The organism is Mycobacterium venezuelense, from assembly GCF_054919535.1.
The window spans coordinates 87,503-101,934 of sequence record NZ_JBONDW010000014.1 but is presented as its reverse complement, the minus strand read 5'-3'; the positions used below and the strand labels follow the sequence as shown (position 1 = coordinate 101,934).

Below are 14,432 nucleotides of genomic sequence, written 5' to 3'. Positions count from 1 at the left end.
CGGGACCGATGGGTCGGCCCGGTCTGATTTCACAGCGTTGTCGACGCGCCGCGCTCCAACTCGACGATGCGGCCGCTCAACCCGCGGCGGCTCATGTCGTCGACGAAGTCGGCCAACGGCGACGCGAACACCGCGTAATCGTCGAAGTGCACCGGGATCACCTTCGGCAGGTCCAATCGCTCGACCAGATCGGTGCCCTGTCGCCCGTCCATGGTGACGGTGAGACCGAACGGCAGATGCCTGCCGAACGGCAGGCGGGTTCCACCGAGATGCAGGACGCCGACGTCGATCGACGAGAATCGAGCCGGTATCTCGTCGAGTTCCTCCACCAGCAACGTGTCGCCCGAGATGTAGAGGCGGCGTACGGCCGAACCGTCGGTGAACTCGAGCATCGATCCCATCACCGGCGGCAGCAACCGGTCCACCGGAGTGGGTGCATGACGGCCGGGCAGCGCCGTCACGGTCACCGCGGAGTCGCCTTTGGCGATCCGGTGGGTCTGCCACGTCGACATCCCCAAGGCGTGGCCGAATCCGCGCCGGACAAGCCGCTTGGCGGCGTGCGGGGTGGTCAGGATCGGCAATGTACGGTCCAGTCGGCGCTGCGTCACCCGATCCCAGTGATCACCGTGCATGTGGGAGAGCACGACCGCGTCGACCGGCGGTAGACGCTCGATCGACAGGGCAGGCTCGCGCAGCCGCTTCGACACCAAGCCATATCCGAGATAGGCGTGCTGGCCCTGGTGCAGGAAGTTCGGATCGGTGAGCAAGGTGATGCCGTCGGCGCTGATGAGCGTGGTCGCATTGCCGACGAACGTGACGGTGATCTCCATCCGAACCGGCTACCCGCCGTGACGATGATTATTCGCGATTCTGTTGCGCGGAGGCCGCTCGACGTTGTTGCATCGCGGTGTGGGCGAAGAGGTCAAGCGGACCGAGTACACGCGGGCGCACCGGCAGGAGTACCGGCGCAAGGTGCAGCTGTGCCTCGACGTGTTCGAAACCATGCTGGCGCAGTCGAAATTCGAGTTCGAGCGCCCGCTCACCGGCATGGAGATCGAATGCAACCTGGTCGACAGCCACTATCAGCCGGCCATGTCCAACCGCGAAGTCCTCGATTCCATCGCCGATCCCGCGTACCAGACCGAATTGGGCGCGTACAACATCGAATTCAACGTGCCTCCGCGGCCGCTGCCCGGCCGGGCCGCACTTGAGCTCGAGGACGAGGTCCGGGCCAGTCTCAACGCGGCCGAGGCCAAGGCCAACGAGGACGGCGCGCACATCGTGATGGTCGGTATCCTGCCGACGCTTATGCCCGAACATCTTTCGGGCAGCTGGATGAGCGAATCGACGCGATACCAGGCCCTCAACGACTCGATCTTCACGGCCCGCGGTGAGGACATGGCGATCGACATCGCCGGGCCCGAGCGGCTGAGCATCCAGGCGGCGTCGATCGCGCCGGAGTCGGCGTGCACCAGCATGCAGTTGCACCTGCAGGTCTCCCCCGCCGATTTCGCCAGGAACTGGAATGCCGCCCAGGTTCTTGCCGGACCACAGCTCGCGGTCGGCGCGAACTCGCCGTACTTCTTCGGCCACCAGTTGTGGGCCGAAACCCGAATCGAATTGTTCACGCAGGCCACCGACACCCGCCCCGACGAACTCAAGACTCAGGGCGTGCGGCCACGGGTGTGGTTCGGCGAGCGGTGGATCACCTCGATATTCGATCTGTTCGAGGAGAACGTCCGGTACTTCCCGTCGCTGCTGCCCGAGCTGTCCGACGAGGACCCCGTCGCCGAACTCGCCGCCGGGCGCGCCCCGGCGCTGTCGGAACTGCGGCTGCACAACGGCACCATCTACCGCTGGAACCGGCCGGTCTACGACGTGGTCAACGGCATGCCGCATCTGCGGGTCGAGAACCGGGTGCTGCCCGCCGGGCCGACGGTGATCGACATGATGGCCAATTCCGCGTTCTACTACGGGCTGCTGCGGACGTTGTCCGAAGAAGACCGGCCACTGTGGACCAAGATGAGTTTTGCTGCCGCGCACCATAATTTCACGGCAGGTGCCCAGTACGGGATGGACGCCCGGTTGTACTGGCCCGGCCTTGGCGAGGTGACGCCCGACGAGCTGATCCTGCGCCAGCTGCTGCCACTCGCACACGATGGTCTCCGACGCTGGGGGGTGTCCGGAGACGTCTGCGATCGCTATCTCGGCGTGATCGAGGGGCGCGCCAAGACCGGTCAGACCGGCGCGGCGTGGCAAGTGTCCACGGTGCAGGACTTCCAGCAAAGCGGACGGTCACGCCCCGATGCATTGGCCGAAATGTTGCGGCTGTATGTCCAGCGGATGCACAGTAACGAGCCCGTCCACACGTGGGACTGAGACGCGTACGTTGGTTGGCATGACATCACAAGACGTCTTGGACTGGGATGGCGCCTACCGGGGAGAATCCGGTTTCGAGGGTCCGCCGCCCTGGAACATCGGTGAGCCGCAGCCCGAGCTGGCGGCGCTGCACCGGGCCGGAAAGTTCCGCAGCGATGTGCTTGACGCAGGTTGCGGGCATGCCGAGCTGTCGTTGGCGCTGGCAGCCGACGGCTACACCGTCGTCGGCATGGACCTCAGCCCGACCGCGATCGCCGCGGCCAACCGGGCCGCCCAGGAACGCAACCTGAGCACCGCGAGCTTCGTCCAGGGCGACATCACCTCGTTCACGGGCTACGACGGCCGGTTCAGCACGGTCATCGATTCGACCCTGTTCCACTCACTGCCGATCGACGGCCGCGACGGCTACCTCAGCTCGATTCACCGGGCGGCGGCACCGGGCGCCAGCTACTTCGTGCTGGTGTTCGCGAAGGGTGCGTTCCCCACCGAGATGGAGGTCAAGCCGAACGAGGTCACCGAGGAGGAGCTGCGCGCAGCGGTATCCAGGCACTGGGAGATCGACGACATCCGGCCGGCGTTCATCCACGCGAACGCGATCGCGATCCCCGACGCACCGTTCGATCCGCCGCCGCACGGCGTCGACGAGAAGGGCCGCATCAAGTTCCCGGCCTTCCTGCTCACCGCGCACAAGGCGAGCTAAGCACCCAGCAGGCGGCTGAACCCGTCGGGGATCACCAGGTCGGTGGGCCGCAGCTCCTGCACCGACGACAGTCCTAGCCCGAGCAACGCGGAATCGATTCCGCCGCGGATGACGTCGAGCACGTTCTCCACACCGCGCTGCCCGCCGGCCGCAAGGCCCCAGAGGTAGGCACGGCCGACCATGACCGCGCGGGCGCCGAGCGCGAGCGCCTTGACCACATCGCTGCCGCGCCGCACGCCGCCGTCGAGCACGATTTCGATCTGCTCGCCGACGGCGTCGGCGATGCCGGGCAGCGCACGGATCGAGGCAGGCGTGCCGTCGAGGTTGTTGCCGCCGTGGTTGGACACCGAGATCGCGGTGACGCCGGCGTCGACGGCGCGTTTGGCGTCGTCGACCCGCATGACGCCTTTGAGCATGAACGCCCCGCCCCACTGCTCGCGCAACCACGCGATGTCTTCCCACGTGGGCAGCGGCGTGCCCATCCACTCCCCGTATGCGCCGAAGAACGTCGGTGCGGCGCCACCCGGTTCGGCCAGGTTGGGGGCGGTCAGGTCCGGGACGCGGCCGGTCCGGGCGAAGTCGAACAGCCACCGCGGCCTGCGGAGACCTTCTGGCGCGAACCGCATCATCGCGCGCAGGTCCATGCGCTCGGGGATCTTCGGGCTGCCCCAATCGCGGCCATTGGAAAACGACCAGTCCGACGTGACGATCAGGCCGACAGCTCCCGCCGCCCTGGCCCGCTCCATGCGTGCCAGCAGCTGATCGCGCGTGCCGGTCCAGTACATCTGGAAGAACGTCTGCGGGTTGGCTGCGGTGACGTCCTCGATCGGCTTGCTGGCGAACGACGACAGACTCATCGCGGTGCCGCGCGCGGCGGCCGCCCGCGCCACCGCCACCTCACCGTCGGGGTGCACGGCCTGCACGCCGGTGGGCGAGATGAACACCGGCGGCGAAATAGCCTGTCCCATAACCGTTGTGGACATGTCACGCTTGTTGGACAGCCCCGCGACGTGCGGCGCGAATCCGAGCTCGCCGAAGGCGGCGGTGTTGTCGGCGACGGTCGTGCCCTTCTCCGAACCGGCGACGAGTGCGCTGTACACGCTCGGGGGCAGGCGTTTGGCGGCCCGGCGCTGTGCCTCGGCCACGGTCTCGAACCAGGTCATGTGATTGCTCCTACAACAGTTCGCGCGTCGGGCTCACGTCGCGCACGCGCTTGGGCCGGGCACTCACCATGCGCATGGGAAGCAAAGGGTCAAGCGGGGTATGGGTTTTGACGTGCTCTCCGGTGTCAGCGGTGTTTTCCTCGACGGCGTCGTCGCGATCGGACATCAGCACCTCCCGGCGTCACGGATACACCGACGCTATGGCAGCTGGTTGCCGAGCACCACTGACCGAACGGGCAGTTGCAGAACCACCCGGTCAGACCACGTTCATGACCGGTCGGGGCGGTCTTATCCGTTCCTGATACGAATAACGTTGCCGGACATGACGGTTACCGTTCTCGGACCGGCCGAGGTCGATCCGCTCGCACCGGCCCCGCCGGGGGCGTGGAGCGGCAGCGGCGTGCGGGTGCGCAGGCGACGCGGACCTCATCGCGACCACCCGGGTACGGTGTGCACGCCGCGGTTCTGCGCTCACCGTCACGGCGACGCACTGACCGTCGAACACGACTTCACCCCCGATGAGCTGTCCGACGAACTCGCGGTCCTGCTGGCCGACGAGCTCGGCGCCTGTGGTGTGTTGCGCGGGCAGCCGGAATTCGAGTTGGTGTTCACCGGCATCGTGCGGTCGACGGTCCACGGTGGCATGGCCGCGTGGGTGCGCTTCTATCGCAACTCGCTGTCCGCTCTGGAATCCGGGCACGCCGCCTTCGCCCCCATCCACGACCGGGCCGCGAGGCTTACTGCCGGCTCACAGGTGCTGGACCTCGGCTCGTGCTTCGGCTTCTTCCCCCTGCGCCTCAGCCGTGCCGGATTCGACGTGACGGCAACCGATCTGAGTGCACCGACGATGGATCTGCTCGGCCGCGTGAGCTTCCACTTGTGCCGGCCCGTGAAAACCTTGGCCTGCGATGCCGCACACGTGCCGACGCCGGACGGCGCGGCCGACACCGTCACCGCCCTGCATCTGCTCGAGCACCTGTCACCTGACGCCGGTGACGCAGTGCTCGACGAGGCCCTGCGGTTGGCGCGCCGACGCGTGGTGGTGGCCGTGCCGTTCGAGGACGAACCGCAGGCCTGCTACGGGCATGTACGCCGGTTCGACATCGCCGAGTTGGTCCGGGTGGGCGAACGGCTCAGCAACAGCCACCCGGGAGTACGCGCGACCGTCTCCGAGCATCATGGCGGTTGGTTGGTGCTCGACCAGGCTCCGCGAGCGTGCGGGTCTGCCGGCTGACACGCCGTCAAACGTCAGCATTTTCGTCACTCTCACGGGCGACGAGCGCGACGAAGCGGTCAAGGGCAGTCACACCGAGTTCACCCATCGCTCCGCCGGATTCATGTCCCATACCCGGCACGATGTGAAGTTCGGCAGCCGGCCAGTGCTGCGCGAGCTGCCACGCGATGTCGTGGGGGCCGCTGACGTCGAGGCGTCCGTGAATCAACGCCGCGGGTATGTGCGCAATCTTGCCGACATTGCGCAGCAGTTCACCTTCGGACCGCCACGCGGCGTGGCGCCAATAGTGAGTGACCAAGCGCGCGAAACACATTCGAAGCTCGGGTGCCATCTCGACGTGCCACGGCCGAGGCTCGGGCCCGAGGTTGATGTGGGAGTCCTCCCATTCACACCAATCCCATGCCGCCTTGTCCCGCACACCCGGATCATCGTCGGCGAGCAGGCGGGCATACGCGTCGACCAGGCTTCCGTCCCGGTCGGCTGCGGGCACGCCGTCGCGGAAACGCGCCCACTCGGCCGGGAACAGCCGCCCGACGTCGCGGGTGATCCACCGCACCTCGCTCGGCGTGGTCGTGGTGACGGCCGTCAGCTTCATCGCCGCGACGCGATCGGGATGCTGTTCGGCATACGCCAACGCAAGCGTCGTACCCCACGACCAGCCGGCGACCACCCACCGCTCCACACCCAAATGGGTTCGCAGCAGCTCCATGTCGGCGATCAGGTGATCGGTCGTGTTAGCCGCGAGATCCACCGATGGATCACCCGCATGGGGTGTGCTGCGACCGCATCCCCGTTGGTCGAACAGCACGACGCGATACCGCTGCGGATCGAAATACCGCCGCATTCCGGGCTTCGAACTCGACCCCGGACCACCGTGCAGTGCGACGGCAGGAAAGCCGGACGGGTTGCCGCAGGCCTCCCAGTAGATCGAGTTGCCGTCGCCGACGTCGAGCATGCCGGACTCGTACGGTTCGATCGGTGGATACCACTCGCGGCCATGCCCCATGTCGCCGACCGTACCGGAGCGTGAAGGTGCACAAAATGCCGACGATATGCGGCGTGGCGGGCAACAGACCCGCACGCTCGCGGTGCAGGGCGGTGCCTTCCCAGCTCGCGGTGCAGGGCGCCCAGACCACTAGATCAACCCACGCTTGCTGGCGGCGTAGACCGCCTCGGCCCGGCGGCTGACATCGAGCTTGCGCATGATGTTGCTGACATGGAATTTCGCCGTCGTCGCGGAGATGAAGAGCTTCTCGCCAATCTTGATGTTGGACAAACCCGCCGCAAGAAGGCGCAGCACTTCGATCTCGCGGTCGGTGAGCTGCTCGCGGGGCTCGGTGCGCCCGCTCAGTGAGCGCACGACCGCCGCCGCACTGCGGGAATCGAAAGCACTGTCGCCCGATGAGATCGCGCGGATCGCACGCACGAGTTCGGTGGTGTCGACGTCCTTGACGACATAGCCGCGCGCACCCGCGTGCACGGCACGTACCACGAGGTCCTCGTCGAGGAACGTCGTCAACACCAGCAGCCCGACCTCGGGATGAGCGGCAGACAGCTTGGTGCACAACGACAAACCCTCGAAGTCCGATCCGGCGGAGAGCTTGAGGTCGAGCAGCACGACGTCGGGTTTGACGGCCGCCACCATCGCTTCGGCCTCGGGCTCGCTCGACGCCTCGCCGACCACGATCAGATCCTGTTCGCGTTCCAGCAGTGAGCGCAGACCCTGCCGCAGGATGGCGTGGTCGTCGACAAGAGCCAATCGAATCACGTCAGTGCCTCCTGGGTATGGTCGCGACCACGCGGACCCCGCCTATACGGGACCGCTGGACCGCGAACGTGCCGCCGTGTTCCCGGCAGCGGGCGAGCATGTTGGCCAGGCCGCGGTGGTGGCCGTCGACATCGGTGGCGTCGGCAAGCCGCAGCATCAGACGCAGTTTGTCCGGATCGCCTGTGCCGTCGTCGGAGATCGACAGTGTCACGGCGGCCGGCCGGTATCGCAGGCGGACGATCGCGCGGCTTGCGTTGCCGTGCATGGCCGTATTGAACAGCGCCTCGCCCGCCACACGCAGCAGCGCATGCTCGACCTCGCTGGGCAGTTCGGCGACAGCACCCTCGACACGCAGCGTCACGCGCAGATCCTCGGGCATGTGCACGGTTGCCAGCTGTTCCAGCAGCTCGGGCAGCGTGGACCGGCTGGCGTCCTCGGGATGGTTGAGCGCGTAGATCGCCGAGCGCAGCTGCTCGGTCGCCGAGCGGGTCAGGGTCTTGGCCATGTCGAGTCGATCGACGAGATCGCCTGCCCCCAGCGCCATCACCTCGCTGCGGCACACCTCTATCTGCATGCCGGCCGACAGCACGGTCTGGGTCACGCTGTCGTGCAGTTCTCGCGCGATACGGTGACGTTCGTTGTCGAGTACCTGATGTCGTTGCGCCGCACCGAGTTCGCGCTGCGTGGCCAGCAACTCGGCGTTGCGGGCCTCGGACTGCGCGAGCAGAGTCTGCGAACGCTGGAACAGTTCGCAGTTGTGCAGCGCGACCGCGGTCTGGCTGGACAGGATGCGCATCACGGTTTCGTCGGTGCCGTCCAGGGTTCGGTGGCCCGGTGTCCACGCCGCGAACGCGCCGATCACCCCACCGTCGAGCTCGATCGGCACATGCGCGTGGTGCGGTTCGATGACGGGAAGACGGAACTGGGCCAGCTGGCCACGCAGGATGTCGTTGAGCCGATTGAGCACCGCGTCCGGCAGGTGCGGCACCGGATGCTTTGCGCCGGAAAGCCCTTCGAACGAGTACGCATGACCGTCGGCGTCGAGGATGAGATGCCGCGGCCGGGCCCCTGGCAGCGCACCGTCGGCAAGCGCGAGCAGCACCCACTCGGCACCGAGATGGGTGCGGGCCGCCTCGGCGACCGCACGCACGAGTTTCTCGGGACCGTTGACGGTCTGTACGAGCGCGCGCGATATCGCTTCGAGCGCCGCGATCACCCGCTCGGTGCGCTGCGCGGCGACCCGGAATTCGGGATAGAACGTGGGCTTGCCGGACCGAACCCCGGTGAGCCGCTCCAGATCCGGAGCCCTCATAGTGCGGCCCGGAACAGCGCACGCAATTGGGCCTCGTCGGCCGGGCGGGGATTGGTCGTGATGCACGCGTCGGCCATGGCGTTGCGAGCCAGCACCGGCACGTCCTCATCTCGCACACCCAGATCGGCGAGGCCGCGCGGCACCCCGACCTGCCGCGCGAGCTCCTGGAGCCGATCAGCCAGGGCCAGCGCGGATTCCAGTTCAGGTGCGCGTCTGTCGGCGATGCCGAGGCACGACGCGATGGTCGCGAACGGCGCCGGGTCGGCCTCGGCGTTGAACCGCACCACGTGCGGCAGCAACACACCGTTGATGACGCCGTGCGGCAGGTCGAGCAATCCGCCGACCTGATGGCTCATCGCGTGGGCGGCACCGAGGATGGCGTTGGTGAACGCGAGGCCCGCTTCCAACGCGGCCTGCGCCATCAGCACGCGGGCAGGCATTTCTTTCGGGCGCTCGATCGTGGTCACGAGGTTTTCGGTCACCATGACCACCGAGCGCAGAGCGTGATGGTCGGTCAGCTGATTGTGCCCGAGCGAGACGAAAGCCTCGATTCCGTGCGTCAGAGCATCCAAACCCGTTGCGGCGTTGAGCCATTCGGGCATCGTGGTGAGCAGGCGGGGATCGATCACGGTGATGTCGGGCACCAGCGCACGGCCGAGGATCGTGATCTTGGTGTTGCGCGTGGTGTCGGTGACGATGCAGAACTGCGAGACGTCAGCCCCGGTGCCCGACGTGGACGGCAGGACGACGAGCGGCGGGATCGGCATGGTGGCCTTGTCGACGCCGGCGTAGTCGAGGATGTCACCACCGTTGGCGGACAGGATCGCGATGCCCTTCGCCGCGTCGATCACCGACCCGCCGCCGAGCGCGATCAGCACGTCGCAGCCGTGCGATCGGTAGAACTCGTGGCCGGCCGTGATCTCGTGATCCTTGGGGTTCGGGGTCAGCCCGCTCCACACGTGAGCGGTGACGCACTGCGCGCGCAGGTGCCCGACGAGTTCGTCGACCCAGCCCGCTTCGATCAGCCCGGGATCGGTGACCAGCAGGGGCCGCAGCCCGCCGAGCCGCACCGCGGCGTGCGCGGCCTCGGCCATCGAGTCGATGCCGAACACGATCTCCGGCGCATGAAACTTCAGCAGCCGGGTCGGCACGCCGGACCTACTCACGGGCACCGCCATCGGCGCGATCTCCGCCTGCGCTATCACGTCGCGCACTCCCTGTTGTGTGATCCACGTAACACCATCACCCTACGTGGACCGGCAAGCGCAACCAATGTGCAGGTGGGCAGGTGCCGACCTACCCGATCGGGTAGGTAGTGCGGTCAAGACAGGGCGTGGGCGAGCTCCCCGGCGCGGGCGGCGAGCTGCTCGGCATCGCGCGCAACCACGACCTTGTCGCAGACCTGCGCGTATTCGGGCATGGCGCAGGTCGCCTGGCGCCAATACCTGGTCGGCTCGGGCGTCACCCACGCCAGCCGGTGTACGCGGCGGCGCAGCGCCCGCAGCCGTTCGACGCCGGGTGGAAGCCCGCCGCTGCGGCCGTCGCCGACCATCAGCACCGCGGTCCGGGAATCCAGCGCGTCGGCCTGTCCGCTCAGCATCTCGTCGAACACCTGTCCGTAGTCGCTGCTGGCGTCCAGATCCAGCTGAGCTTCGGCCAGGACCGCGGCCAGCGCGTCGTCACCGCCGGTGCGCAGCAGGATCTCGGTGACGTCGACGGGCCGGTCGACGAACGCCATCACGCGGCATCGGTGGGCCCGCCGGTGCATGGCTTGCGCGAGCCGCAGCGTGAACGCGGTGACCGGCCGCACCGACAGCGAGACGTCAGCGATCACGAGCAGCCGGATACGGTCCGGCAGCGGCGTGCGCATCACGAGGTGGAACGGGACGCCGTCGGTGCGCAGGCTCGCCCGCGTCGTGCGGCGCATGTCGAGCCGGCCGCGCCCCCGCTCCCTGGGCCGCGGGCGCGGCGCACCCCGCATCCGGCGCAACACCTCGTGGCACGCCAGGTCGATGTCGGCGGCCAGCCCCACGTCGGCCGGCCCGTCGGGACTCTCGGGCTCGGCCGCCAGCCCGCAGCGATCGGCCAGCGCAGCGACGAACCCCTCGACCGCCTGGCTGAGCTGGCTGAGCTGCTCGGCCGTCAGTGGCTGATCACCGGCGTCCTCGCCATACGTGCGGGTCGGGTCGTACGCGTCCAGCCACGCGAGGATGGATTGCGGGTCGTCCCAGTGCAGGCCCCCGGCGACGACGGGCGCCACCGAATCGGCAAGGTCACCGGCCACGCTCGACGCGGCCCGGTCCACCTCGACGGTGTAACGCACACCCCTTCTGCCACTGTCTGTTTCGGCCGACACGGTGAGCTGGTTGTCGGCGCCCGTGACGCTGAAATCGTCGTCGTCCTTGTGCGGGTTGAAACCCTTGTCGGCCTCTGGGGCGTCGAAGTGGTCGCCGACCTCTGCGGCGCGCTCGTTGTATTCGGCATAGCGGCCGATCTCTGCGTCCTCGTCGATGTCGAGCTGGTCGGGCAGGCCCGAGCCGGTGTGCGCACGGCTCGGGCCCGCTCCCGGTTCGTGATGTGCCACCGTCACGGTCGCGAACATCGCATCGAAGGCGCGGTCGAATCCGCGTTGTTCACGACCGTATTTCACACAGGTGGCGCGCAGCGCGGCCCGCAACGCCGTCAGATCCTTCGCGCCGAGGAGGCCCAGGACGCGTCGCACCTCGATCACTTCCGCGGGCGAGGTCGCCACACCGGCCCGGCGCAGCAGCTGACCGAACACCGCCGCGGCGATGTCGAGGATTTGCGACGGTGTCACTTTCCGCCGCCGCGTCCGCGGAACGCCGCGGTGGTGGTGTTGGCCGGCCGCGATGCCACGGTGACCCGTTCGTGCACGTCTGTTGTCACAGTTGATGTTTGCGTGAGGTGCCGCAGTGCCACGTCGCGGTCGCTGGTGAACTTCACCAATGTCGAGAGCAGCAGCTCCTGCGATACGTCCCCGCCGAGCAGTGCGGCCGCGCGTGCACCGTCGATCACCTCGGAGATCGACGGGCTCTTGCGCAGCGGAAGCTCGCGCAGGGTGCGGGCGAGTTCGACGACGTCGGCCACGACCGCGGGTTCGACATGCGGCGCACGGACGCCCACGATGTCGCGTTCCCGTTGCGGGGTCGGGAAATCCAGATGGAAGTGCAGGCAACGACGCTTGAGCGCGGCCGACAACTCGCGAGTGTCGTTGGACGTCAACACGACCCACGGCACCGTGCGTGCGGCGAAGGTGCCGATCTCGGGGATCGTGACCTGTCGCTCGGCGAGCACCTCCAGGAGCAACGCCTCCATGGCTTCCTCAGTGCGGTCGACCTCGTCGATCAGCAGCACGACCGGCTCCTCGGACAGCACCGACTCCAGCAGCGGACGCACCGACAAGAACTCCTCGGTGTACAGATCTCGGGCGATCTCGTCAATGCTGTTGCTAGCGACTCGATCACGCATCATCTGTACGTGCAGCAGCTGCTTGGCGTAGTCCCACTCGTAGAGTACGCGGTTGTCGTCGAGTCCCTCGTAGCATTGCAGCCGGATCAGTCGTCGCCCGCCTGCCGCGGCGAGCGCCTTGGCAAGTTCGGTCTTACCGACGCCCGCGGGCCCTTCGAGCAGCAGGGGGCGGTCCAGCGCGGTTGCCAGGTGCACCACGGTAGCGAGGTCGGTGTCGGCGATGTAGTCCTGCCCGCGCAGCGCGTCGGCGAGTTCGGCCGCGCTGTCGAATGAGATCTGCGCGTCGTGCACGGGGATGGTCACGGTGGTCACGGGCTGCCTCCAGGGGGTGGGGCAGAGCAGGGGCGTGCTCGGATGGGGGCGACAGCTCCGCCCCTGCTCTGCCACCGGGTCAGTAGGACTCGTTGATCGCGTGGCCGACGACAGGGATCATCGACTCGACGGTGACCTCGCGGGGGTTGCCCGGCGTGCACCAGTCGTCCTGGATGTGTTCGGAGATCGCCAGGACGGTCTTGTCGTCGCCCTTGATCACCTCGCCCCTGCCCGCGTACTTGCCGGTGTTCATCCGGTTCTTGTCGTACGAGTCGGTGCGAATCTGGCCGAAGTTGTCGGGGATTCCGACATCCTGTGACAACCGGATGGCGGCCTCCACCGCGGCATCGGCGGCCTGCACCGTGGTCATGTTGCGGGTGTCGACGCCCATGGCCGTGGCCAGCTGTGCGTAGCGCTCGTACCGGGCCGGCAGGTTGTACTCCCACACGCGGGGCAGCGCGATCGCGTTGTTGAGGCCGTGGTGGCTGTCGAAGAACGCGCTGACGGCGTGGCTGATCGAGTGCACGATGCCCAGGCCGCCGGAGTTGAACGCCTGACCGGCGATGTACTGCGCGTTCATCATGCCTTCGCGGGCTTTGAGGTTGCGCGGTTCGAACACCGCCTCGCGCAGGTGCTTGGCGACGAGTTCGACTGAGTACAACGCGTTTCCGAGCGAGGGCGCGAAGTCCAGCCGCGACACGAACGGCTCGCTGCCGTGGGCCAGGACGTCGAAGCCGCAGTACGCGGTGAAGTGCTGGGGGCAGCTGTAGTACAGCAGCGGGTCGTCGATCGCGAGCGTCACGATCGTCGCCTCGTCGAATCCGACCCACTTGTGCGGGTGCTCCATGTCGGAGGTGTCGGTGATGACATAGGCCCACGAGGTCTCCGAACCCGTTCCTGCCGTGGTGGATACCGCGATGTGGGGTGGGTTCTGCTTGTTGGTGGACTTCGCGAAGCCTTCGAACTCGTTGATGTTGCGGCCGTCGTGAGCGATCACCACGCGGGCACCCTTGGCGGCGTCATGGCTCGAACCACCGCCGATCGAGATGATGCTGTCGCAGCGCTCCTGTTGGTAGAGCGCGGCGGCTTCCATGACGTTGTAGTCCTTCGGGTTGGACTCCACCTTGTCGTAGAGCACGACCTCGACGCCCTGGTACTCGATCTTGCCGGTGAGTTCCTCGATGATGCCCGAGCCCCGCAGGCCCGTGGTCATCAGCAGGGTGCGCTTGAAGCCCAGGTTTTTGGCCTCCACGCCGATGATGTCGTGGGCGCCGACGCCGAGCAGCGCGCGCGGGAACGGATGGAACTCCTTGATCGGAAAGTCCCAAATCTGGTTCAGCTCAATGGCCATTGGATACTCCTCGCGGTTGGCAGGCGGACGGTGCGCCCGTGCCCACCACAGTGATCTCCCGTGGCCCGCGTCACAACGACTTGCGCGCACTACCGGCCGACCGGCACGCCAGAACTCTCCGATCGGGTAGGTCGGCCAGGCGTGCGCTGCTCACCGGGATGTCAGGTGAGCCCACGGTCTCAGAACCCGAAGTCACTGAGTCCGGGGTGGTCGTCGGGCCGGCGGCCCAGCGGCCAGAAGAACTTGCGGCCGGATTCGGCGATCGGCGCGGTGTTGATCGACGCGTGCCGCGTGTGCATCAGACCGAACTCGTCGAACTCCCAGTTCTCGTTGCCGTACGAGCGGTACCAGTTGCCCGCGTCGTCGTGGTGCTCGTATGCGAATCGGACTGCGATGCGGCTGCCGTCGTACGCCCAGAGCTCTTTGATCAGCCGGTAGTCGAGCTCGGTGTTCCACTTCCGGCTCAGCAGCGCCACGATTTCCTCTCGGCCCGTCGCGAACTCGGCGCGGTTGCGCCAGCGCGAGTCGACGGTGTAGGCGAGTGAGACCTTGTGTGGGTCGCGCGTATTCCATGCGTCCTCGGCCAATCTGACCTTCTCGATCGCACTTTCGCGGGTGAACGGCGGCAACGGGGGCCGTGCGGATTCCGACATTCGACTTCGCTCCCTTTCACGGAGAACGATCGTTCTCCGTCATCTGCTAACGTAGAGAACGTTGGTTCTCC

Annotated in this window: 14 protein-coding genes; 3 read left to right on the top strand and 11 right to left on the bottom strand. The window is 67.3% G+C overall.

The window, feature by feature from the left end:
• Nucleotides 1-29: 29 nt before the first annotated feature.
• Entirely contained in the window at nucleotides 30-830 is an 801-nt protein-coding gene (locus tag ACRCUN_RS22325) for an MBL fold metallo-hydrolase (RefSeq protein WP_462143806.1), read from the bottom strand.
• Between the two features lie 79 nt (nucleotides 831-909).
• On the opposite strand from ACRCUN_RS22325, the gene ACRCUN_RS22320 reads away from it, so the two are divergent.
• Nucleotides 910-2,379 (top strand): glutamate-cysteine ligase family protein, encoded by a 1,470-nt coding sequence (locus ACRCUN_RS22320; protein ID WP_462143805.1) that lies wholly within the window; start codon nucleotides 910-912, stop codon nucleotides 2,377-2,379.
• 19 nt (nucleotides 2,380-2,398) lie between these two features.
• Entirely contained in the window at nucleotides 2,399-3,079 is a 681-nt protein-coding gene (locus ACRCUN_RS22315; RefSeq protein ID WP_462143804.1) for a class I SAM-dependent methyltransferase, read from the top strand.
• Here ACRCUN_RS22315 and mftD read toward each other — a convergent pair.
• Both mftD and ACRCUN_RS22305 read right to left on the bottom strand, forming a co-directional pair.
• On the bottom strand, nucleotides 3,076-4,242 hold the full coding sequence (gene mftD, locus ACRCUN_RS22310; RefSeq protein WP_462143803.1) for a pre-mycofactocin synthase MftD: 1,167 nt from the start codon (nucleotides 4,240-4,242) through the stop codon (nucleotides 3,076-3,078). The genes ACRCUN_RS22315 and mftD overlap by 4 nt on opposite strands.
• A 10-nt stretch (nucleotides 4,243-4,252) precedes the next feature.
• Nucleotides 4,253-4,408: a hypothetical protein gene (locus ACRCUN_RS22305; RefSeq protein WP_462143802.1), complete on the bottom strand. Its 156-nt coding sequence runs from the start codon at nucleotides 4,406-4,408 to the stop codon at nucleotides 4,253-4,255.
• Nucleotides 4,409-4,564: 156 nt separating this feature from the next.
• On the opposite strand from ACRCUN_RS22305, the gene mftM reads away from it, so the two are divergent.
• Nucleotides 4,565-5,476, top strand: coding sequence for a mycofactocin oligosaccharide methyltransferase MftM (gene mftM, locus ACRCUN_RS22300; protein ID WP_462143801.1), 912 nt, complete (start codon nucleotides 4,565-4,567; stop codon nucleotides 5,474-5,476).
• Between the two features lie 7 nt (nucleotides 5,477-5,483).
• On the opposite strand, the gene pip is transcribed toward mftM, so the two are convergent.
• From pip to ACRCUN_RS22260, 8 genes are all read right to left on the bottom strand, one after another.
• A complete protein-coding gene (pip, locus tag ACRCUN_RS22295; protein ID WP_462143800.1) occupies nucleotides 5,484-6,482 on the bottom strand; it encodes a prolyl aminopeptidase in 999 nt (332 codons plus the stop codon).
• 129 nt (nucleotides 6,483-6,611) lie between these two features.
• Nucleotides 6,612-7,244 carry a two-component system response regulator MnoR gene (gene mnoR / locus ACRCUN_RS22290; protein ID WP_067851786.1) on the bottom strand — a complete coding sequence of 211 codons (633 nt, stop codon included), beginning with the start codon at nucleotides 7,242-7,244 and terminating at the stop codon, nucleotides 6,612-6,614.
• Between the two features lies 1 nt (nucleotide 7,245).
• Nucleotides 7,246-8,556 carry a MadS family sensor histidine kinase gene (locus ACRCUN_RS22285; RefSeq protein ID WP_462143799.1) on the bottom strand — a complete coding sequence of 437 codons (1,311 nt, stop codon included), beginning with the start codon at nucleotides 8,554-8,556 and terminating at the stop codon, nucleotides 7,246-7,248.
• Entirely contained in the window at nucleotides 8,553-9,734 is a 1,182-nt protein-coding gene (locus tag ACRCUN_RS22280; protein ID WP_462143899.1) for an iron-containing alcohol dehydrogenase, read from the bottom strand. The genes ACRCUN_RS22285 and ACRCUN_RS22280 overlap by 4 nt, the downstream gene beginning before the upstream one ends.
• Before the next feature lie 143 nt (nucleotides 9,735-9,877).
• Nucleotides 9,878-11,374, bottom strand: coding sequence for a MadC family VWA domain-containing protein (madC, locus tag ACRCUN_RS22275; protein WP_462143798.1), 1,497 nt, complete (start codon nucleotides 11,372-11,374; stop codon nucleotides 9,878-9,880).
• Nucleotides 11,371-12,357 carry an AAA family ATPase gene (locus ACRCUN_RS22270; RefSeq protein ID WP_462143797.1) on the bottom strand — a complete coding sequence of 329 codons (987 nt, stop codon included), beginning with the start codon at nucleotides 12,355-12,357 and terminating at the stop codon, nucleotides 11,371-11,373. Before ACRCUN_RS22270 ends, madC begins: the two co-directional genes overlap by 4 nt.
• 79 nt (nucleotides 12,358-12,436) lie before the next feature.
• Complete coding sequence (gene mdo / locus ACRCUN_RS22265; protein ID WP_462143796.1) at nucleotides 12,437-13,708, bottom strand: NDMA-dependent methanol dehydrogenase; 1,272 nt, start codon at nucleotides 13,706-13,708, stop codon at nucleotides 12,437-12,439.
• A 179-nt stretch (nucleotides 13,709-13,887) separates the two neighbouring features.
• Complete coding sequence (locus ACRCUN_RS22260; RefSeq protein WP_462143795.1) at nucleotides 13,888-14,361, bottom strand: nuclear transport factor 2 family protein; 474 nt, start codon at nucleotides 14,359-14,361, stop codon at nucleotides 13,888-13,890.
• Nucleotides 14,362-14,432: the final 71 nt, after the last annotated feature.

Excerpts from the sequence above, each read along its gene's own strand:
- ACRCUN_RS22325 (WP_462143806.1), bottom strand. The coding sequence starts at position 830 with ATGGAGATCACCGTCACGTTCGTCGGCAATGCGACCACGCTCATCAGC.
- ACRCUN_RS22315 (WP_462143804.1), top strand. The coding sequence starts at position 2,399 with ATGACATCACAAGACGTCTTGGACTGGGATGGCGCCTACCGGGGAGAA.
- mftD (WP_462143803.1), bottom strand. The coding sequence starts at position 4,242 with ATGACCTGGTTCGAGACCGTGGCCGAGGCACAGCGCCGGGCCGCCAAA.
- ACRCUN_RS22305 (WP_462143802.1), bottom strand. The coding sequence starts at position 4,408 with ATGTCCGATCGCGACGACGCCGTCGAGGAAAACACCGCTGACACCGGA.
- mftM (WP_462143801.1), top strand. The coding sequence starts at position 4,565 with ATGACGGTTACCGTTCTCGGACCGGCCGAGGTCGATCCGCTCGCACCG.
- pip (WP_462143800.1), bottom strand. The coding sequence starts at position 6,482 with ATGGGGCATGGCCGCGAGTGGTATCCACCGATCGAACCGTACGAGTCC.
- ACRCUN_RS22285 (WP_462143799.1), bottom strand. The coding sequence starts at position 8,556 with ATGAGGGCTCCGGATCTGGAGCGGCTCACCGGGGTTCGGTCCGGCAAG.
- ACRCUN_RS22280 (WP_462143899.1), bottom strand. The coding sequence starts at position 9,734 with ATGGCGGTGCCCGTGAGTAGGTCCGGCGTGCCGACCCGGCTGCTGAAG.
- mdo (WP_462143796.1), bottom strand. The coding sequence starts at position 13,708 with ATGGCCATTGAGCTGAACCAGATTTGGGACTTTCCGATCAAGGAGTTC.
- ACRCUN_RS22260 (WP_462143795.1), bottom strand. The coding sequence starts at position 14,361 with ATGTCGGAATCCGCACGGCCCCCGTTGCCGCCGTTCACCCGCGAAAGT.